Raw genomic sequence first — 18,262 nt, 5'->3', positions numbered from 1 at the left:
CTATCAAGGGGTGCGGAGGTGTTCAATATCAAAAATTGTATTTCATACTGTTGCAATTAACGGGTGCGGATGATTTTCTTGGCCGGCAGCTTCTGACCGTTCGGAGGGATTGCGAATGCGCGGCCGGGACTATCTGACTGTCGGCTTCTGGAACATCGAGAAGCACAATGTGCTGCCCGAAGAGGGGCAGGCGGTGTTCGAAAGCCAGATGCTTCGGCGCAGCAACTACGTGATGCGGACCATCGAAAGCTGGTTCTCGGTCTCGCAGTTCGATGTACTGATCCTTGCGGAGGTCGCGCAGCGGCGAACCGGCGGCGAAGACTTCGCCCGGACGCTGGCGACACGGCTCAGCCGGAGTTTCGGTCTGCGACGGTGCAACATGCAGGGCTCCTTCCATTGGTTCGAGGGCAATGGCGGCCGGGTCGGTCCCTGCAACTACATTGCGATCTGGAATGACGGCCTCCCGGAACTGACCGGGCTCGGGAACCGCGTAGAATTCTACTGGGAGCGCGACTGGGTACGGCCGATGATCGTCCTGCAAGGCGGGACGCTGGTCGTGGGAGGGCTGCACGCCAAGTCGGCGCGCCGCGATCTTGCGCGGCAGGAGATTCTGGAGAGCTGCATCTACCTTTACCGGAACTATCGGCAACGGGCGGTGCTGATCGGCGACATGAACATCCCCTACAAGGCCTTTCCGGCTGAGACGGAGCGCGAGCTTGCGATGTGGGGATGGGAGCGCAGACCGCCCGGTATGCCCGCGACCTTCAAGTCGCGGGGCGCGCGGTACAACTCGTCGGTGCTCGACTATATGTGGCACAACGGCGGCGTGACGGTGAGCCGGGCCGATCCTCCCATGCACCCGTATGACGGCTGGGACGAGAACGACCACGCTCCGATCCAGTACGACGCCGTGTGGAACATGGACGGCTACGACAAGGCCGACGAGATGGACTGGGACGAAGAGGTGGCGTGAGCCGCGTTTGCCCCGCGTCCGTCAGCCTCCCGCCCTTGGCGGCTCGCCCTTGTCCTTCGCCAGCAGGCCCTCCAGCACCATGTCGACATGGGCGGCGAGGAAACGCCGGGTCTCGATCGGCTCGAACCGGTCAAAGGTCATCTTCCACACGATGGTCATCACCGCCGGAGCGACGACGACGATCGGCAGGTCGGTCAGCGCGCTGCGGCGGAACTCGCCGCGTTCCACCCCCCGGCGCACGAGGGCGGCGATTACCTCCTGGCCGCGGCTGATGACGCGGCGATGGTACAGCTCGGCAATCGCGGGAAAGCGCCCGCCTTCCGTGATGATGATGCGCATCAACACGTGCAGCCCGTCCTCGAACAGCGCCTTGTAGATGCGCGGCAGGGCGGTGCGCACCAGCTCTTCCGACGAGCCGGGATAGGCCGCGACCAGCCCCGCCACATCGTCGAAGAAGGGGGTGATGCGCGAGGCGAGCGCGGCCTCGAACAGTTCCTCCTTGCTGGAGAAATAGCGGTAGATCGTGCCTTTCACGACGCCCGCGCGTTTGGCGACATCCTCCAGCCGCGTCGCCGCAAAGCCGTTCTCGGCAAACTCCTGAAGTCCCGCATCGATGATCTCGCCGGGCCTGGCCTCCTTGCGCCGGCGCCGGGGCTTCGGTGTTTCCGCGGCGGAATCGCTCTGCGTCATCGTCCTTGCACTTCCCGTTGCGTACTGTTAATGACTTTCCAGTCATTAACAGGATCGTGTCATGTCCTCAACCTCGAGCCCTGCTGCGGGCGGTCGAGCCGAACCTTCGCACCCCGCCGCATCGTCCGGCGAGACGTCCGACTTGCCGCTGGCGGTGGTGCGGCGCGAGTCGCCGCGCTCCGGGGCGTCCCGCCGGCGACTATGGCCGATCCTCTCCCGCCTGCGTAGTCTTGCGCTCGGGCTGGTTCTCATCGGCGGCGGCATTGCCGCTGGCGCTGCGCTTCAGGCGCGGGGGATCCTGCCCTTCGCGGCCGTCGATACGGGCGCACCGCGCGTGTCGATGTCTGCGGCAACGGTGCAGGAGACCACTGCCGTCTTCGGCCTCGGCCGCCTGCTGCCCGACGGGTTCGTCGTCACCGTCGCCCCGCCCTTCGGGGCGGGGGATGCCCGTGTCGCGCGGTTGCTGGTGGCGGAGGGCGAGGCGGTCGCGCAGGGCCAGCCACTGGCCGAGCTCGACAACCGTCCGCAGCTTCTGGCAGCCCTTGCCTCGGCTGAGGCCGCCGTGCGCCAGCGCCAGGCGGAGCTGGCCCGCCAGCGGGTTTCCGTCGCCGCCAGCCGGGAGGAGGCGCGCGCCGGGCTCCAGCGGGCCGAGGTAGCCGCCGCCACCGCGCGCAGGGACCTTGCGCGCTCGCAGGAGCTTCTCGCCCGCGGCCATGTCACCCGCGCCACCCATGACGATGCGGTCGCAAGATCGGACGCGGCGGAGCAGGAAGTGGAAAGCGCGCGCGCAACGCTCGGGCGCTACCTCGCCGACACGCCGGATGCCCAGGCGGATATCGCCGTTGCCCTGCGCAACATCGAGGCCGCGCAGGCCGCCCTTGCCCTGGCGCAGGCGGACCTTGCGCGCTCGCAGGTTCTGGCGCCCGCCGGCGGCGTCGTCCTCGACATCCATGTGCGCCCCGGCGAAAGGCCGGGCGAGCGCGGCATTCTCGACATGGGCGACATCGACAAGATGATGGCCGAGATCGAGATCTACCAGTCGCGGATCGGCGCGGTGAAGACGGGCGATGCCGTCGCCATCACCGGCGAGGCCTTCGACGGCACGATTGCGGGCAAGGTCCAGCGGATCGGCTGGGATGTCGGCCGCCAGACCGCGACCGGCGCGGATCCGGCCGCGCGCACCGATGCGCGCGTGATCAAGGTCTATGTCGCCATCGAGCCGGCAGACATCGCCCGCGTGCGCCGCTTCACCAACCTGCAGGTCACCGCCCGCATCAGCACGGGGGAGGGCACGTGACCGGCCCGCTCACTCCCATGCTCACCGCGCTGCTCGGCCGGCTGCCCATCGGCTGGCTGCAACTCGTGCACAACAAGGGGCGCCTGGCCGCCGCGCTGTCGGGCGTTGCCTTCGCCAATGTGCTGATCTTCATGCAGCTCGGCTTTCTCGGGGCGCTGGTGGAGAGCATCCGTCTGCCCTACACGGTGCTGAACGGCGACATTCTCGTCTCCGCCTCCGATGCCAACACCCTGTTCGACGGCAGCCCGCTGCCGCGCAACCGGCTCTATCAGGCGCTTGCCGTGGAGGGCGTCGCCTCCGCCACCGGCTTCTACTACGGCCGCATCGACTGGAAGCAGCCCGACGGCACCATCCGCACCATGGACCTGTTCGGCATCGACCCGACCAGCGCGCCCTTCAGCGATCCTCTGCTCGCCCGCCAGGCCGAGAGCCTGATGCTGCCCGACACCGCCTTGATGGACAGCAAGACCCGCAACGTGCCGGGCGACCTGTTCGCCGGCATCGAGGCCGGCACGCCCTATCGCTTCGAGACGCGAGGCCGGGAGATCACGGTGACGGGCACCTTCGAGATCGGCGGCGGCTTTTCCGCCGACGGCTATCTCGTCGTCTCCGACCAGACCTTCCTGCGTCTGTTCCCCGCCCGCCTGCCGGGCGCGCCGAACTACGTGCTGGTGCGCCTTGCACCGGGCGCCGACCTGACGGCGGTACTTGCGGACCTGCGCGCGGCGCTGCCGGCCTCCGACAGCGCGGTGTGGACGCTGGACGAGGCCGCCGCCCGCGACCAGCGCTTCCAGACGACGCAAAAGCCCGTCGGCATCGTCTTCGGCTTCGGCGTGGTGATCGGCGTCCTTGTCGGCGTCATCATCGTCTACCAGGTGCTGTCCACCGACGTTGCCGACCACATCCGCGAATACGCGACCTTCAAGGCGATGGGCTATCCGCAGCGCTTCTTCCTCGGCATCGTCTTCGAGGAAGCGTTCATCCTCGCCCTGTTCGGCTTCGTGCCGGGGGTGCTGGTTGCGCTCGGCCTTTATGCGGCGGTCGCCGCCGGCACCGGCCTGCCGATCTTCATGCCCGCCGGCCGGCCGGTCCTGGTCTTTCTCGGCACGCTCGCCATGTGCGCGCTCTCGGGCGCCATCGCCACGCGGCGGCTGGCGCGGGCCAATCCGGCGGAGCTGTTCTGATCATGGGCAGCGATATGGCGTCCGGGTCCGTGGCCATTGCCGTGCGCGGTCTCGATCACTGGTTCGGGACGGGCGAAGCGCGCAAGCAGGTGCTGTTCGACATCGACCTGGAGATCCGGCACGGCGAATTGGTGGTGCTGATGGGTGCGTCGGGCTCCGGCAAGACCACGCTGCTCACCTTGATCGGCTGCCTGCGCCGGGTCGAGGCCGGGTCGGTGGCGCTGCTCGGGCGCGAGCTCAACGGCGCCAGCGAGGATGATCTCGTCGCATGCCGGCGGGACCTCGGCTTCATCTTCCAGGCGCACAACCTGCATGAAAGCCTGACGGCGCTGCAGAACGTGCGCATGGGGCTCGCGGTGCACGGGGACCGGGTTGCCGGCGACTGGCGCGAGGCCTCGCGCCATGTGCTCGGCCTCGTCGGCCTGTCGGAGCGGGTGGACTACCTGCCGGGCAACCTGTCGGGCGGGCAGAAGCAGCGCGTTGCCGTGGCCCGTGCGCTGGTCGGCAATCCGCCGGTGGTGCTGGCCGATGAGCCGACCGCCGCGCTCGACCGCGACAGCGGGCTTGCCGTCGTCGAGATGCTGCGCCGGCTCGGCCGCGAGCGCGGCACGACCACGCTCATGGTCACCCACGACAACCGCATCCTCGACCTTGCCGACCGCATCGTGCGGATGGAGGACGGCCGCATCGTCGAGGGGTGAGCGGCGTGAGGCAGAGGGAAGGGCGTCAGATCTCGAAGTCGGGAATCTCGGCCACCGCGTCGCGCAGCTTTTCCGACCACATGCGCGACAGGTCCGCGAAATAGGGATCGTCCTCGCGGATGCGGGTCTGGCGATGGGCGGAGAAGCTGTCGGTGTTGTAGAGCAGCATGTCGATGGGCATGCCGACCGACAGGTTCGAGCGCAGCGTCGAGTTGAACGACAGCAGCACGAGCTTGGCGGCCTGGCCGAGGCGCATGTCCGCCTGCGTCACCCGGTCGAGGATCGGCTTGCCGTATTTGTGTTCGCCGATCTGCAGGAAGGGCGTGTCGGCAGAGGCCTCGATGAAGTTGCCGGCGGAATAGATCTGGAAGAGGCGCGGCGCCTCGCCCTTGATCTGACCGCCCAGCAGGAAGGTGACGCTGAAGCTCTCCGAATTGGCGGCCAGCGCCTCGCCGTCGATGGCGCGCACGTCGCGCACGGCGCTGCCCACCAGCCGCGCCGCCTGGAACATGGTGTCCACCGAATGCAGCGTCGGCCGGCCCGGATCCTCGCTCTTCAGCCGCTCGCTGAGCAGGCTCACCACCGACTGGGTGACGGCCAGGTTGCCGGCCGCCATCATGCAGATCACCCGGTCGCCGGGCTTTTCCCACACATGCAGCTTCTTGAAGGTGGCGACATTGTCGAGCCCGGCATTGGTGCGCGTGTCAGCGGCCATCACGATGCCGCGATCGAGCTTCAGACCGACACAATAGGTCATGATCAGGCAGTCTCCGAAAACGGGAAGGGCGCGCGCCCGGCCGGATCGCGCGCGGCGGCGATTCGCGCGTTGCGCCGGCTCCGGCAGATTTGACAGGTTCGCTGCCGTTCCGGCAACGGTCCTATTGCTGAGATTGCTGCGATTCCTGCGAAACCGCCACTTCCACATCCATGTTCTCGCCGGACCCGCCCATGCGGATTCCGCGGATCGGCGCGGCGGAGCGCGAGTCGAGCCCGCAGGTGAGGCGGATGTAGCGGTCCGTCGGGCACATGCCGTTGGAAATGTCGAAGCCGACCCAGCCGAGCTGCGGCAGCAGAACCTCGGCCCAGGCGTGATGCGCCTCCGAATCCTGTCCGCCCTCCAGCAGCATGTAGCCCGAGACATAGCGCGCCGGCACGCCGATGGTGCGGGCCGCGGCGATGAAGATATGCGCGTGGTCCTGGCACACGCCTTCGCCGGCGTTCAGCGCCTCGGCGGCGGTGGTGTGCACCTCGGTGACGCCGGTGCGATAGGCGACCTTGTCGCGGATCGCGTGCATCAGGTCGTGAAAGCCGGCGACCGCGTCCGGCCCGTCGCGCTCGGCGATGGCGCCCAGCCGGCGGATCGCCGGGTTGGCGCGGGTCAGCGAGGTGAAGCGGCAGAACACGTTGTCGGGGGCGGGGCTGCGCGGGTGACCGACGACGCCGGCGCGGTCCTGCGTTTCCACCAGCCCCTCGACGGCGATGGTCAGCTCGCTCATCGCCTCGCGGTGGCTGACGATGGCGACCGGATTGCCGAAGGCGTCGATGTAGCGGGCAGAGCGCTCGTAGCCCGGCACGTCGATGGTCCAGGAGATCACCTTCTGTCCGGCCAGGCTCGGCGGCGTCAGGCGCAGCTGCTGGACCATATGGGCGAGCGGGTGCTCGTACCGATAGCGGGTCACATGTCTGACGTTGAGGCGCATGGCTCTCGGGCTTCCTCGTGTTCGGTCGGCTTCGCGTCTTGTCGCCGCCGGCTTCCGATCGTTCGGTTCGCGTTTCCTGTCAGGCGAAGTGGTAGTCCGCGGCGAGCTGCGCGCCTAGTCCGTTGTTTCTCGCGATCATGTTGCCGAGGAACTCGTGCAGTCCCCCTTGGAAGATCTGCCGCATGGTTCCCTGGTCCAGCAGCTCGTGGGTGCGCTGGGCCATGTCGTAGCTCATCGGCCGCTCGCCGTAGCGCAGGGTGAGCCCCTCCATGCTCTCGGTGATCCAGTCGTAGCAATAGGCCAGCGAGCGCGGCATCTCCTTTCGCAGGATGAGGAACTCGGCAATGTTGAACGGGCGTATCTGCGCATCGCGATAGGCATGGCGATAGCTGCGATGGGCAGAGACCGACCTCAGGATCGTCGACCATTGGTACCGGTCGAGCTCGCCGCCGACCACTTCGTTGTCCGGCAGCAGGATCCAGTATTTCACGTCGAGGATGCGCGAGGTGTTGTCGGCCCGCTCGATGAAGCAGCCGAACTGCGAGAAGTGGTAGCCCTCGTCGCGCATCAAGGTGCCGAGCATGGCGCCGCGGAACAGCATGGAGCGCTGCTTGATCCAGGTCAGGAAGCCCGGCAGCTTGTCGTCGGTCATGTGCTGCGGGCGCACTTCCATGAAGTCGATATAGGTCGTGTTCAGGCTCTCCCACATCTCGCCGGTGATGGCGGTGCGCACCGAGCGGGCGTTGTTGCGGGCCGCCTCGATGCAGGAGCGCACGGAGGAGGGGTTTTCCGGGTCGAACAGCATGTGCGAGACGACGGAGCGCTTTGTCAGTTCCTCGTGCTTCTTGAAGAAGCCCTGGTCGCAGCCGGCGCTGACCAGCGTCGAACGCCAGTCGTCGGCGGCGTCCTGGCCCAGACGCGGCGTCATGGCAATGCGGTATCCCACCTCCAGCAGGCGGGCCATGTTCTCCGCCCGCTCGTTGTAGCGCGAGGTCCAGAACAGGGATGCGGCGGTACGGCCGAGCATGTTTCGTCAGTCCTCCAGAACCCAGGTGTCCTTGGTGCCGCCGCCCTGGCTGGAATTCACCACCAGGGAGCCCTTCTTCAGCGCCACGCGGGTCAGTCCGCCGGGCGTGATGCGCACCTTGTCTCCGACCAGCACATAGGGCCTGAGGTCGACATGGCGGGGAGCCAGCCCCGATTGCACATGGGTCGGGCAGGCCGACAGCGCCAGCGTCGGCTGGGCGATGTAGTTGGCGGGATTGGCCTTTAGCCGCTTGGAGAATTCGGCGATCTCGCGCTTGGAGGCGGTCGGGCCGATCAGCATGCCGTAGCCGCCCGAGCCGTGCACCTCCTTCACCACCAGCTCCGGCAGACGGTCCAGCACATAGGCCAGGTCGTCGGGCTTGGCGCAGTTCCAGGTCGGCACGTTCTTCAGGATCGGCTTCTGGCCGGTGTAGAACTCGATGATGTCCGGCACATAGGCATAGATCGCCTTGTCGTCCGCAATGCCCGTGCCCGGCGCGTTGCAGATCGTCACGTTGCCCGCCCGGTAGGCGTCGAACAGGCCCGGTACGCCGAGCATGCTGTCGGGGCGGAAGGTCAGCGGATCGAGGAAGGCATCGTCGATGCGCCGGTAGATCACGTCGACCCGCTGCGGCGACTGGGTGGTGCGCATCCACACCTTGCCGTCCTCCACATAGAGGTCGCGCGCCTCGCACAGCTCCACGCCCATCGAGTCGGCGAGGAAGGCATGCTCGAAATAGGCGGAGTTGTAGATGCCCGGCGTCAGGATGCAGACGGTCGGATCGCCGTCGCAGTTCTCCGGCGCGACGCTCTCCAGCGTCTCGCGCAGCATGTCCGGATAGTGCTCGATCGGCGCCACCCGGTTCTGCTGGAACAGCTCGGGGAACATCCGCATCATCGTCTCGCGGTTCTCCAGCATGTAGGAGACGCCGGACGGGGTGCGGGTGTTGTCCTCAAGCACGTAGAAATCGTCCTCGCCGACACGCACGAGGTCGGTGCCTATAATATGGGCATAGACCCGGCGCGCCGGGGTGAAGCCGATCATCTCCGGCAGGAACGCCTCGTTCTGCAGGATCAGCTCCGCAGGCACCCGGCCGGCCCGCACGATCTCCTGGCGGTGGTAGATGTCATAGAGGAAGGCGTTGAGCGCGCGCACCCGCTGGTCGATGCCAGCCGACAGGCGTCGCCACTCGGAGGCCGAGAGCACGCGCGGGACGATGTCGAACGGGATCAGCCGCTCGGTGGCCTCGGACGTGCCATAGACGGCGAAGGTGATGCCGAGGCGGCGGAAGATCGTCTCCGCCTCGCGCGACTTCTTGCGCATGTCCGCCGGGGACAGGGTGTCGAACCATTCGGCGAGCCGCCTGTAGGGCGCGCGGGGCTTGCCGTCGGCGGTCAGCATCTCGTTGAAAATGGTGCTCTCCCCCATGCGTGTCTCTAACCCCTCGTGCGAAACGTCGTCTTGTTCTTCTCGTCAGGTCTTCGTTCTGAAGGCGAAGCGGTGTGGCGCCTCGCCGATGGAACCCATGTTTGCAAGCCGGCAAGGCGCCTTCCAAGTCCGAAAATGCGCCAGCAAAGACCCCCATCTGCATGCCCGGCAGGCAGACCGACCGGGAGCGGACCCTGCGGCAACAAGCTTAACGTCCAGGGGGCTTACGTCAAATCGGGAGGTTTCACGCTATGCGAAACGGCACATTCCCGCCGGGAACGCTGCGCGGGAAAGGACCTGGCGCGCTCCGGCCGCTGTCAAATCCGGCCGCGAGACCGGCCATGGATGCAGCCGCCCGACGGTCCATGAAAAAAGGACGGCTCCGCGATGAAGCCGTCCTTGCGCGTGTTGTTTGGGTCGGTTCGTTCAGGCTGCCTTGCCGCTTGCCTCCGAAACGAAGCTGTCGATCGCCGTCTGCAATTGGCCCGCCCGCCGGTTCAGCGTCTCGGCTTCCTCCTGCAGCTTGTCGGCCAGAAGACTGTTGTCCTGCGTCATTTCGCCGACCTTGTTGACGGAGAGCGTCAGGGTTTCGGTGTTGCTCGTCGAAACCTGGGCCGCCTGGGCGATCTCGCCTGTCGCCTCTTCCTGCTGCTGGACCGAGTAGGCGAGGTCGTCGATGAAGCCCTGGATCTCGACCATGATGCTGTTGATCGAGTTGATCGACGTGACCGACGACGTGGTGGACGTCTGGATGGCCTCGATCTGGTTGCGGATATCCTCGGTGGCACGCGCGGTCTGGCTGGCGAGCGTCTTGACCTCCGAGGCGACGACCGCGAAGCCCTTGCCGGATTCTCCGGCCCGTGCCGCCTCGATCGTTGCGTTCAGCGCCAGGAGATTGGTCTGCTCGGCGATGTCCTGGATCAATCCGACCACGGTGCCGATGCTCTCGGCCATCTGGTCGAGGCGGGTCATGTTGTCGCTCGCTTCCGACGACATTCCGGTCGCGGACCCGATCCGCGTCTTCACGTCGGCGATGCGGGACGAAATCTCGGCAAGCGACGAAGTCAATTCGGTCGTGGCCGATGCCACGGTCTGTGCGGCCGACCCTGCCTCGCTGGTTGCGGCCAGCGAACTGCGGGACTCCGTGTCCGTCGCCTGCGCAGACTGCTTCAATTCACCAGACATGCTCTGCAGGTCGTGAACGGAGCCGGCCAGCTCGCGAAAGATCGAGGAAACACGTTCCTGAAAGCTGCTGGCGATCCGGTTGCGCTCGTCGACGAGGCGCTGGTTCATCGCGGCCGTCTCTTCCTGCTGGCGTTCCTCCATGCGCCGCTTGTCGATCAGCGACTGACGGAAGGCCTCGAGTGAAACCGCCATCTCGCCGATCTCGTCCTTGCGCCCGAGCGCGCGGATGCTGGTATCGATCTCGCCGGACGCCACGGCCGTCATCTCGTCGCCGAGGCCGTTCATGCTGCGCAGCACCCGGAAATAGACGATGCCGACAATACCGGCGAGCGTCATGAGTGTTGCCAGAACGCTGGCAAACAGCAGCGTCTGGGCCGCACTCCTGGACGCCTCGGCCTCGTCTACCGCTGCCTGGGTACGCGACTCCATGAGCTGGTAGAACTTGTCGACGGGCGTCATGATCCCGGCCTTGAACTCGTGATACTGCCTGCTGTGCAGCATCCGGATCGGGTAGAGGGGATCGTCGGCGCTGATGGGCTTGCCGTCCTTGTCCAGGCCCTTCACGTAATTCATCGCCTCGACCTCAAGCGCGACGAGACCGTCCGAATTCTTCTTGGCCTCGTTCAGCAGGTCGAATTCCGCCTCGGTGAAGCCGAGGGCGCGCATCTCGCCGAGCAGTTCGACCGGCTGGCCGTCCGGGCGGGGCTTGGCGTTGCCGGCTGCAACGAAGTCCCAGTAGATCCGGTGATAGGCTTCCGGCTTGGGCTTCTTGCCGTCCCGAATGGCGAGGATGTCGTTGTATTGCTGCTCGTAGGCGGGATCGCCTGTCGCGACATAGGTTCGCGCGAGCCGCGTGAGATCGTCCGAGCCCTGGCGCATTTCATCTGCGAGCAGATATGATTTGTACTTGAGATCAATTGCCTCGGCGACGTGCTGCGTCGCGACACTTGTTTCGTTGACGGAGTAGATCAGGGCGACCGACGTCGCCAGTGCCGCACATCCCCCTGCAAGGATGTAGGTAATTATGCGCATAATAACCTCCGCGAGGCATTGATAACTTTACGGAGGGTGACGGTGACAATTGAAAAATGTGTGAACGGGGGCGGGCTAAGTTTCAGGAACCGAGAACTTTTATTCGCGCTGCCCGGCTATGGAGGCAGGACATTGAGCCGCGCGGTGTCACCGAGCCTGAGTCGGCGCATTCCTGCGAAGGAACGCGCCGCTGTGCCGGGCTTCGAAGGCCGGTCTGTTCAGACCAGTTCGCCGAACTCCATGCTTTCCGGTTCGATCAGGGCGAGAAATGCCTCGCACTCCGCGTTGCCCTGCCAGGCGTTGCAGATCGCGATGGCCCGTGTCCGGCTGTCCGCGACGGCGATATCCAGGAAGATGCCGCTTTCGAGCCGCACCAGCCGCTGGCCCAGCCAGCCGGGCTGGCGCGAGAGGTGGTGCTCCACCATCCGGGCATGGGCCGCGCGCATGTTCTCCTCCGCAACGCCGGGTTTCAGGCGGAAGCGGCCGACCTCGATACCGTCTCCGGCAAGGAGACCGACCGGCGCCGGCTGGCTCGCCGCGTAGTGGCCCATGCTGGCAACGCCGCTGATCGTGGCGCGGAAGCCGGCGAAGTCTTCTCCCTCGCCGACCGCGCGCGCGGCCGACAGCGCCGCATCCCTGGTCTTCCAGGCGACGAGGTCGACGCGCCGGGTCGCATCGCCCGTGTCCGTCAGCTGCGTCCAGGCAAGAAACCCGGGAAACGAGCGGACCTTGGCGAGCGCGTGCCTGCGTTCGTCATCGGCGCGGGCCGGATCGTCCACCTGATAGGCGACGACTTCGAGGCAATGGTCTTGCATGCGATGCTCCTGTTCTGCGTGATGCGCAGCGGGAGATACGCCAAGGCTCCTGACACCTTCTGTCAGGGGCACGCGCTAGGTCGTGGACTCATAATTCTGTCGAGAAACGGTATGCCCGAACCCGATCGGATACAAGGAGCAAGGCCGCAGGAAACCATTAGGTTTTCAAGGGCTTGCGACGCTGTTGCCGGCGGGTTCGGGCATACCCGAAGGGCGTCGTTCGAGCTTCGATCTGCGGCGTCGGATCGCTCGGCCGGGGGGGCTGCCCCGGCCATCGCGCTCCTCCTGGCATATCATTGCCCGAACGGACGCCGTTTCCGGCACAATTATGAGTCCACGACCTAGTGATGGCGCCATGAAGGTGTTTCGTCTGTTCTCCCTGCTCGACCGCTTGCGCAGCGCCGGCGGCCCGGTGTCCGCCGAGGAACTGGCCCGCGCGCTCGAGGTGTCGCCGCGCACGATCTACCGCGACATGGCCACGCTTCAGGCGATGGGGGCGCCGGTGCGGGGCGAAGCGGGCATCGGCTACCAGATGGAGCGCGGTTACTTCCTGCCCCCGCTCAGCTTCGACGAGGAGGAGATGGAGGCGATTGCGCTCGGCATGCGGCTGGTGAGGGCGCGGGGCGATGCGCCCTTGCGCGAGGCCGCCTTGCGGGTTTCCGGCAAGATCGGAGCGGCCTCGGGCGATGCGGGCGGGGAGGCGGCCCTGCACCTACCGCTGCGCGCGGTGACGCGCGAGCGCCCGCAGGCGGAGACCGCCAATCGCTGGCTGCCGGGGCTGCGCCGTGCCATCCGCCGGCAGCGGATGCTTCAGCTCGCCTATGTGGATCTCGGCGGTCGGGAGAGCCGCAGGCGGGTGCGCCCGCTCGGCCTCACGGTGTTCGACGAGGTCTGGCTGCTGACCGGCTGGTGCGAGGAGCGCGGCGACTTCCGCAATTTCCGCCTCGACCGCATCACGGCCGTGGAGGAGACGGGCGAGCGGGCACTGAGCGAGCGCGGGCGGCGGTTCGAGGACTATCTTGCGAGCTTGTGATCAGCGCCAGCCGCCGCGCCGCTCCCATGGCGAGAACAGTGGCGTCTCGCAGATATAGCCGACGATGCAGCGGCCCGTGTCGCGGGTGCGCACCTGCGCCGGGCGCACGGTTTCCCAGTGGTCGCACCAGCGCGGGCCGGCGACGAAGCGCTCGTAGGTGTACTGGCCGGTGGTCATCACCACCGCGCCGCGCCGGGCGACGAGGTCCTGTGCCTGGTTGCAGCTCATGCGCCTCAGGTCGGGGCGCTGGGCGGCCGCCGGCTGCGGGGCAAGTGTCATCAGCATCAGGGCGGAAAGGGCTGCCACGGCCAGGCCGGTTCCTGCTTTCGTCAAACGGTCGATGCGCATGCCGGGTCTCCCCCTGTTGTCGCGCCCGGCCTTTCGGACGCCGGGCCACTCCCATTGTCAGTCTTGCCTGCCATCGCGGCAAAGCGATGGCAGGCCGGTGGCGTGCAGCACGCGACCTTGCGGCGGCGGGCAGGGCCTATTCCTTGTCCCAGTCGGGCGCCCAGTCCGGGTCGATGCCGCGTCCCTCCGCGCTGCCGAGCGCGGAGATCGCCGCCATCTCGGCCTCGTCCAGCTCGAAGTCGAAGACGGCGGCGTTTTCGGCCAGCCGCGCCGGCGTGCCGGTCTTGGGGATGGCAATGGTGTTTTCCTGCTGCAGCAGCCAGCGCAGCGTCACCTGCACCTCGCTCTTGCCGTAGCGCTTGGCGATGTCGCGGATCGTCTCGTTGCCGATGACGCGGCCCTTGGCGATGGGCGAATAGGCGATCAGCGCCATGCCGGCGGCCTCCAGCGCCGCGCGCACCCGCTTCTGCGACAGGAACGGATGGTACTCCACCTGGTTGGCGACGAGCTGCCCCTTTGCGAGGTCCTGCGCCTCGCGCACCATGGCGGCGGTGAAGTTGGAAACGCCGACGGCGCGCGTCCAGCCGCGCTGGCGCAGCTCCAGCAGCGCCTCGATCTGCTCGTTCAGCGGCACCCGCGGGTTGGGCCAGTGGATCAGGAACAGGTCGACATGATCGAGCCCCAGTCGGTCGAGGCTGTCCTCGCAGGAGCGGATCAGCTTTTCCGGGTCCAGGTTGTCGTGCCAGACCTTGGTCGTCACGTGGTAGCTGTCGCGGGCGCGGCCCGAGGCGCGCAGGCCCGCGCCCACCGCCTTCTCGTTGGCATACATCGCCGCCGTGTCCACATGGTCCCAGCCGCTTTCCAGCGCGGCGCGGACGATGTCGCGGCACGGCTCGTCCTTCAGCGGCCAGGTCCCGAGCCCCAGCACCGGGATGTCGATGCCGCCGAGAGTGAGATGGTGGTTCATGGCACTGCTCCTGTTCGGAAGTCGCGAAAGGCGGGGAGGGACCCCGCAAACGAAAACGGCCCGGCGGACACCCGCCCCTCCTGCATGGAAGGGCGAGCGTCGGCCGGGCCGGAATGTCGGACCGGCGCCGCCTCTCTAGCAAGGGGGCGCCGGTGGGTCGTCAGTCGAGGTCGCTGACCGAGGCCGCGACCTTGCCGACCAGGCCGTAGCTCATGGCCTCGTCCGGGCCCATCCAGTAGTCGCGGTCCGTGTCCTTCTCGATCCGCTCCATCGGCTGGCCGGTGGCCGCCGCGAAGAGCTTGTTCAGGCGGTCGCGCATCTTGAGGATCTCGCGTGCCTGGATCTCGATATCGGAAGCCTGGCCGCCGGCGCCGCCGGACGGTTGATGAAGCAGGAAGCGGGTGTTCGGCGTGCAGTAACGGCGCTCCTTGGGCACCGAGATGTAGATCAGCGCGCCGGCGCTCGCCACCCAGCCCATGCCGAGGATGCGCACTTCCGGGCTGATGAACTTGATGGTGTCGTGGATCATGTCGCCCGACTCGACATGGCCGCCGGGCGAGGACACGATCACGGTGATCGGGTCGTTGGAGACCTGCGCCATCGCCAGCAGGCGGGCGCAGACGTCGCGCGCCAGTTCCTGGTTGATCGGGCCGGTGATCAGCACCGTGCGGGCGTCGAACAGATGCTTGTCGACCTGGATCGAAGGCGGCGTCTTGGTCTTCTCGTCGTCGTCCTCGTCGTCGAGGCGGCTCGGCACATCGTTCGGCTTGATGGTCATGTGCAAGATCAGCTCCTTCATGAAGACGGAATCGGGCCCCGCCGGGCCCGGTCTCGTTTCCCATACTTAGGCGATGCGTGCCCTCGCGGCAAAGGGGTTCTCGCAATTTGCCGTGCACCGCGTCGATCTTGATGAATGGCGTGTGGAGAGCGGAAAGCACGGCCGCGGGCCATGCGCCGGTGCCTCGCCGCTCGCCCGGCCATCCCGGCGGCGGCTCGAGGCGATTTCCATGGCGGGGGCGAATGGGCTAGATTGCGAGTCGGGTGCTGCCCGCGCCTCCCCCCTCCGCTTCGGGAAAGCATGTGCCATGCCGGGCCTTTCGCATCACCGGACCACCCGTTCGGGCGCCGCATGAGGAGGGATTGCGCTCATCGCCCGCAGACGGAGTTATCCGGCATGCACCTGTCCGCACCCCTTTACCGCCTCAAGCGCGAGGCGCGCCTTCTGTCCCGCGAGGCGGGAATTCCCCTTGCCGCCGCGCTCGACCGCATCGCTGCCCGCGAGGGGCATGCCCGCTGGAGCCTGCTGGCGCAGCGCGCCGCCGAGCGCTCGCCCGCCGCGCTGATCCATCCCCGCCTTCGCCCCGGCGAGATGATCCTCGTCGCCGCCCGTCCCGGCCAGGGCAAGACGCTTCTGGCGCTCGAACTGGGCGTCGAGGCGATGAAGGCCGGCAACCGCGCCGCCGTCTTCACGCTGGAATATGTAGAGCGCGAGGTGGAGGCGCGGCTCGAGCGGCTCGGCGCGCGGGGGGCGCTCAAGGATCTCCTCGCGCTCGATTGTTCCGACGGGATCTGCTCGGCCCGCATCACCGGGCGGCTGCAGGGCTGCGCGCCCGGCACGCTCGCGGTGATCGACTACCTGCAGATCCTCGACCAGCGGCGCGATACGCCGGACCTTCAGACGCAGGTCGCGGAGCTCTCCGCCTTCGCCCGGCGGTCCGGCGCGGTGCTCGTCTTCGTCTCGCAGGTCGACCGCACCTTCGATCCGGCGCTGAAACCCTTGCCGGACCTTGCCGACCTGCGCCTGCCCAATCCGCTCGATCTTTCCCTGTTCGACCGGGCGGTGTTTCTGCAGGCGGGACGGCTGCGAGTTGTGCAATGCGGGGGCGAGGGGAAGTGATTCCCATTTCCCTTGACACCCGCGAGCGCGTGTCTTTTGGTTAACGTGTTCGTAATTTTCAAATAATGGATGGTCAAATGAGAAAAATTGCTTTTGTCTTCTTTCTCCTGCTCATTCCTGCCTCTGCGTTGGCGGGGAACACCGTCCTGAAGAAGGACGGGAAATCCTACACCCTGAACTGCTCGAATGCGGGCTGCTTCCTCAGTGAACGAGTTTCCTTCTTCAAGTCGGGACCTCAAAAGCGACTTGGAGCCGGCGGGTCCGCGAATTTCGAGAAATGGGTGAAGAAGCTGAAAAGCGACGGCTACAAATAGCCCCGATCATGCGGGAGGAGGACGGGCGAGCAGCTTGCCGGTGCCCCCTTCCGCAGTCTGCGCGGGCAGGCCCTGTTCCTGCAGGCGGGTCGGCTGCGGCGTGTTGAGCGAAACTAACGCTCGGCCCTGAGGTCGAAGTGGAGATGGTCGTCGTGGCGGGCGGCGCGGCAGCCCTGGAAGCGGATCTTGGGATCGGCGAGGGCGAAGCGTTCGACCAGATGCGGCTCCAGAAAGATCCTGCCGACCCGCTCGTCCGCGACAAGCTGCCCGACGACGAAGCGCAGCCGCTCCGGCTCGGGTGCAAGATCCGGCCAGAGCGGTTGCAGCGCGGCGAAGTCCCAGCGCAGCGACAGCAAGGCGCCGGGACACTGCGTCGGGCCGTCCTCGAAGGCGAAATAGCCGATGGGCGAGCGGGTCCGTCCGGGCAGGTAGCCGGACGCGTCGCGATAGTAGAAGGCGAGATCGACCTTTTCGCCGTCGTCGTGCGACAGGTGAGGCAGCAGCGGAAAGCCGTTCAGGAACGGGAAGTTCGCATCCAGGACGAGCGTCTGCGTGCCCGGAAACGCGTCGTCGACCGCCTCTGCGGTGTCCACGAGCACGGTCTGCATGGCCGGTGTCACGTAGTTGCGGTTGAGGGCGCAATAGATCCAGGAGCCGACCTGGAGCGGCCCGTTCGCAAGGCAGCTCAGCGGGACGCGGCCCATGAGCGGGGCCGCCCACAGCGCCCCGACGCTCAGCGCGACATAGGCGAGAGCAAAAACCGCCAGTCGCCTGCGGAAGGGCAGGGCGATCAGCCATGCCAGCCCGCCGATCTGGGTCAGCAGCGTGAGGACCAGAACCCAGACAGTATGAACTGCAATTCTCAGCATCCGCAAATCCCTGACATGGCAACCTATCCGGTATGTCCGGCCAGCGATGCCGACGCAAGGTGCCTGCGAGAGGCGGTGGGCTTTCGGGCTTATGCCCGCCCGATCCGCCCTATCGCTGCCCGCCGGCGAAACGCGCTCCGCGGCGGCGGGGAGGGGAGGACGTGGCCGCCAATTTTCTTGACACCTGCGAGCAAGCGTCTTTTGATCAAGGGCCTTTTATTCTTGAGATATTGGAGAATTCGATGAGACGGTTGTTTTTTGTGTTCTTTCTCTTGGTCCTTCCCGCCACCGCCTTGGCAGGTAATGCTGTCCTGAAGAAGGATGGGAAGTCTTATACCTTGAATTGCTCGAATGCCGGCTGCTTCATCGCCGAGCGCATCTCCTTCTTCAAGTCAGGTCCTCAGAAGCGACTTGGGGCCGGGGGCGCTGCGAACTTCGAGAAGTGGAAGAAGAAACTGAAGAGCGACGGCTACAAATAACAGGCCCGGATGACGCGACGCCGTCACCACGCCTGCAAGATCAGCGGCGCAGGCTGAACCGCGAATTTCCGGAAAGGCGGGAAGGAAGTACCTCTCCCGCCTTGCCCGACGGGGTGTGTCGCGTCGGCGGTGGGCAAGCGCCGTCCGGGAGGACGCGGGAGAGGGCCAGTCGGCCAAGTTGCTCCAACACCGCCTTGAGGCTGCTTGTACCTCTCCGGCCCCAGGCCGCAGTTCACGCTTGGCCGGATTGATGCGACGAGAGGTCTTCCCGACACACGCCGGCTGAAGGTGCCAATGGGTCCCGGCTCTCCGGCTTCGCCTTG

Annotated in this window: 19 protein-coding genes; 8 read left to right on the top strand and 11 right to left on the bottom strand. The window is 66.6% G+C overall.

Annotated features, from left to right (window positions below):
- Positions 1-115 precede the first annotated feature (115 nt).
- Positions 116-973 carry an endonuclease/exonuclease/phosphatase family protein gene (locus tag H7H34_RS13710; RefSeq protein ID WP_185925521.1) on the top strand — a complete coding sequence of 286 codons (858 nt, stop codon included), beginning with the start codon at positions 116-118 and terminating at the stop codon, positions 971-973.
- Between the two features lie 21 nt (positions 974-994).
- On the opposite strand, the gene H7H34_RS13705 is transcribed toward H7H34_RS13710, so the two are convergent.
- On the bottom strand, positions 995-1,663 hold the full coding sequence (locus H7H34_RS13705) for a TetR/AcrR family transcriptional regulator (RefSeq protein WP_185925520.1): 669 nt from the start codon (positions 1,661-1,663) through the stop codon (positions 995-997).
- Positions 1,664-1,724: 61 nt separating this feature from the next.
- Between H7H34_RS13705 and H7H34_RS13700 the strand changes: the two genes are divergently transcribed.
- The 3 genes from H7H34_RS13700 to H7H34_RS13690 are packed head-to-tail and all read left to right on the top strand — an operon-like array spanning position 1,725 to position 4,845.
- Positions 1,725-2,960, top strand: a complete 1,236-nt coding sequence (locus H7H34_RS13700) for an HlyD family efflux transporter periplasmic adaptor subunit (RefSeq protein ID WP_185925519.1) — start codon at positions 1,725-1,727, stop codon at positions 2,958-2,960.
- A complete protein-coding gene (gene devC, locus H7H34_RS13695) occupies positions 2,957-4,144 on the top strand; it encodes an ABC transporter permease DevC (protein WP_209006221.1) in 1,188 nt (395 codons plus the stop codon). Before H7H34_RS13700 ends, devC begins: the two co-directional genes overlap by 4 nt.
- A 2-nt stretch (positions 4,145-4,146) precedes the next feature.
- The gene (locus H7H34_RS13690; protein WP_245165077.1) at positions 4,147-4,845 is read left to right on the top strand and encodes an ATP-binding cassette domain-containing protein; all 699 of its coding nucleotides are present in this window, start codon (positions 4,147-4,149) and stop codon (positions 4,843-4,845) included.
- 25 nt (positions 4,846-4,870) lie between these two features.
- On the opposite strand, the gene H7H34_RS13685 is transcribed toward H7H34_RS13690, so the two are convergent.
- From H7H34_RS13685 to H7H34_RS13660, 6 genes are all read right to left on the bottom strand, one after another.
- Positions 4,871-5,602 (bottom strand): proteasome-type protease, encoded by a 732-nt coding sequence (locus tag H7H34_RS13685; protein WP_067216409.1) that lies wholly within the window; start codon positions 5,600-5,602, stop codon positions 4,871-4,873.
- Between the two features lie 121 nt (positions 5,603-5,723).
- Positions 5,724-6,545, bottom strand: coding sequence for a transglutaminase family protein (locus tag H7H34_RS13680; protein ID WP_067216407.1), 822 nt, complete (start codon positions 6,543-6,545; stop codon positions 5,724-5,726).
- 79 nt (positions 6,546-6,624) lie between these two features.
- Complete coding sequence (locus H7H34_RS13675; protein WP_067216405.1) at positions 6,625-7,572, bottom strand: alpha-E domain-containing protein; 948 nt, start codon at positions 7,570-7,572, stop codon at positions 6,625-6,627.
- Between the two features lie 6 nt (positions 7,573-7,578).
- A complete protein-coding gene (locus tag H7H34_RS13670) occupies positions 7,579-9,000 on the bottom strand; it encodes a circularly permuted type 2 ATP-grasp protein (RefSeq protein ID WP_067216402.1) in 1,422 nt (473 codons plus the stop codon).
- Between the two features lie 426 nt (positions 9,001-9,426).
- Entirely contained in the window at positions 9,427-11,217 is a 1,791-nt protein-coding gene (locus tag H7H34_RS13665; RefSeq protein ID WP_185925518.1) for a methyl-accepting chemotaxis protein, read from the bottom strand.
- A 218-nt stretch (positions 11,218-11,435) separates the two neighbouring features.
- Positions 11,436-12,032 carry a hypothetical protein gene (locus tag H7H34_RS13660; RefSeq protein ID WP_185925517.1) on the bottom strand — a complete coding sequence of 199 codons (597 nt, stop codon included), beginning with the start codon at positions 12,030-12,032 and terminating at the stop codon, positions 11,436-11,438.
- A gap of 355 nt (positions 12,033-12,387) precedes the next feature.
- Here H7H34_RS13660 and H7H34_RS13655 point away from each other — a divergent pair, with 355 nt between their 5' ends.
- Positions 12,388-13,065: a helix-turn-helix transcriptional regulator gene (locus H7H34_RS13655; protein WP_185925516.1), complete on the top strand. Its 678-nt coding sequence runs from the start codon at positions 12,388-12,390 to the stop codon at positions 13,063-13,065.
- On the opposite strand, the gene H7H34_RS13650 is transcribed toward H7H34_RS13655, so the two are convergent.
- The 3 genes from H7H34_RS13650 to H7H34_RS13640 form a co-directional block, all read right to left on the bottom strand.
- Positions 13,066-13,413 carry a hypothetical protein gene (locus tag H7H34_RS13650; RefSeq protein ID WP_209006220.1) on the bottom strand — a complete coding sequence of 116 codons (348 nt, stop codon included), beginning with the start codon at positions 13,411-13,413 and terminating at the stop codon, positions 13,066-13,068.
- Positions 13,414-13,549: 136 nt separating this feature from the next.
- Positions 13,550-14,380 (bottom strand): aldo/keto reductase, encoded by an 831-nt coding sequence (locus H7H34_RS13645; RefSeq protein WP_185925515.1) that lies wholly within the window; start codon positions 14,378-14,380, stop codon positions 13,550-13,552.
- 160 nt (positions 14,381-14,540) lie between these two features.
- Positions 14,541-15,158, bottom strand: a complete 618-nt coding sequence (locus tag H7H34_RS13640) for an ATP-dependent Clp protease proteolytic subunit (RefSeq protein ID WP_120268312.1) — start codon at positions 15,156-15,158, stop codon at positions 14,541-14,543.
- Between the two features lie 396 nt (positions 15,159-15,554).
- On the opposite strand from H7H34_RS13640, the gene H7H34_RS13635 reads away from it, so the two are divergent.
- Both H7H34_RS13635 and H7H34_RS13630 read left to right on the top strand, forming a co-directional pair.
- Entirely contained in the window at positions 15,555-16,277 is a 723-nt protein-coding gene (locus tag H7H34_RS13635; RefSeq protein WP_185925514.1) for a DNA helicase, read from the top strand.
- Positions 16,278-16,354: 77 nt separating this feature from the next.
- Entirely contained in the window at positions 16,355-16,591 is a 237-nt protein-coding gene (locus tag H7H34_RS13630; protein ID WP_067334502.1) for a hypothetical protein, read from the top strand.
- A gap of 113 nt (positions 16,592-16,704) precedes the next feature.
- Here the strand turns inward: H7H34_RS13630 and H7H34_RS13625 are convergent, their stop codons facing one another.
- Entirely contained in the window at positions 16,705-17,460 is a 756-nt protein-coding gene (locus H7H34_RS13625) for a hypothetical protein (RefSeq protein ID WP_185925513.1), read from the bottom strand.
- A 161-nt stretch (positions 17,461-17,621) separates the two neighbouring features.
- On the opposite strand from H7H34_RS13625, the gene H7H34_RS13620 reads away from it, so the two are divergent.
- Positions 17,622-17,939: a hypothetical protein gene (locus H7H34_RS13620; RefSeq protein WP_185925512.1), complete on the top strand. Its 318-nt coding sequence runs from the start codon at positions 17,622-17,624 to the stop codon at positions 17,937-17,939.
- Positions 17,940-18,262 lie beyond the last annotated feature (323 nt).

This window comes from Stappia sp. 28M-7, from assembly GCF_014252955.1.
In the GTDB taxonomy this organism is placed as follows: domain Bacteria; phylum Pseudomonadota; class Alphaproteobacteria; order Rhizobiales; family Stappiaceae; genus Stappia.
Note: the sequence above shows the minus strand (reverse complement) of the source record. Positions and strands in the feature narration are given on the sequence as shown.

Coding starts and splice junctions, on each gene's coding strand:
- H7H34_RS13710 (WP_185925521.1), top strand. CDS start 116: ATGCGCGGCCGGGACTATCTGACTGTCGGCTTCTGGAACATCGAGAAG.
- H7H34_RS13705 (WP_185925520.1), bottom strand. CDS start 1,663: ATGACGCAGAGCGATTCCGCCGCGGAAACACCGAAGCCCCGGCGCCGG.
- H7H34_RS13700 (WP_185925519.1), top strand. CDS start 1,725: ATGTCCTCAACCTCGAGCCCTGCTGCGGGCGGTCGAGCCGAACCTTCG.
- H7H34_RS13690 (WP_245165077.1), top strand. CDS start 4,147: ATGGGCAGCGATATGGCGTCCGGGTCCGTGGCCATTGCCGTGCGCGGT.
- H7H34_RS13685 (WP_067216409.1), bottom strand. CDS start 5,602: ATGACCTATTGTGTCGGTCTGAAGCTCGATCGCGGCATCGTGATGGCC.
- H7H34_RS13680 (WP_067216407.1), bottom strand. CDS start 6,545: ATGCGCCTCAACGTCAGACATGTGACCCGCTATCGGTACGAGCACCCG.
- H7H34_RS13675 (WP_067216405.1), bottom strand. CDS start 7,572: ATGCTCGGCCGTACCGCCGCATCCCTGTTCTGGACCTCGCGCTACAAC.
- H7H34_RS13670 (WP_067216402.1), bottom strand. CDS start 9,000: ATGGGGGAGAGCACCATTTTCAACGAGATGCTGACCGCCGACGGCAAG.
- H7H34_RS13665 (WP_185925518.1), bottom strand. CDS start 11,217: ATGCGCATAATTACCTACATCCTTGCAGGGGGATGTGCGGCACTGGCG.
- H7H34_RS13660 (WP_185925517.1), bottom strand. CDS start 12,032: ATGCAAGACCATTGCCTCGAAGTCGTCGCCTATCAGGTGGACGATCCG.
- H7H34_RS13655 (WP_185925516.1), top strand. CDS start 12,388: ATGAAGGTGTTTCGTCTGTTCTCCCTGCTCGACCGCTTGCGCAGCGCC.
- H7H34_RS13650 (WP_209006220.1), bottom strand. CDS start 13,413: ATGCGCATCGACCGTTTGACGAAAGCAGGAACCGGCCTGGCCGTGGCA.
- H7H34_RS13645 (WP_185925515.1), bottom strand. CDS start 14,380: ATGAACCACCATCTCACTCTCGGCGGCATCGACATCCCGGTGCTGGGG.
- H7H34_RS13640 (WP_120268312.1), bottom strand. CDS start 15,158: ATGACCATCAAGCCGAACGATGTGCCGAGCCGCCTCGACGACGAGGAC.
- H7H34_RS13635 (WP_185925514.1), top strand. CDS start 15,555: ATGCACCTGTCCGCACCCCTTTACCGCCTCAAGCGCGAGGCGCGCCTT.
- H7H34_RS13630 (WP_067334502.1), top strand. CDS start 16,355: ATGAGAAAAATTGCTTTTGTCTTCTTTCTCCTGCTCATTCCTGCCTCT.
- H7H34_RS13625 (WP_185925513.1), bottom strand. CDS start 17,460: ATGCTGAGAATTGCAGTTCATACTGTCTGGGTTCTGGTCCTCACGCTG.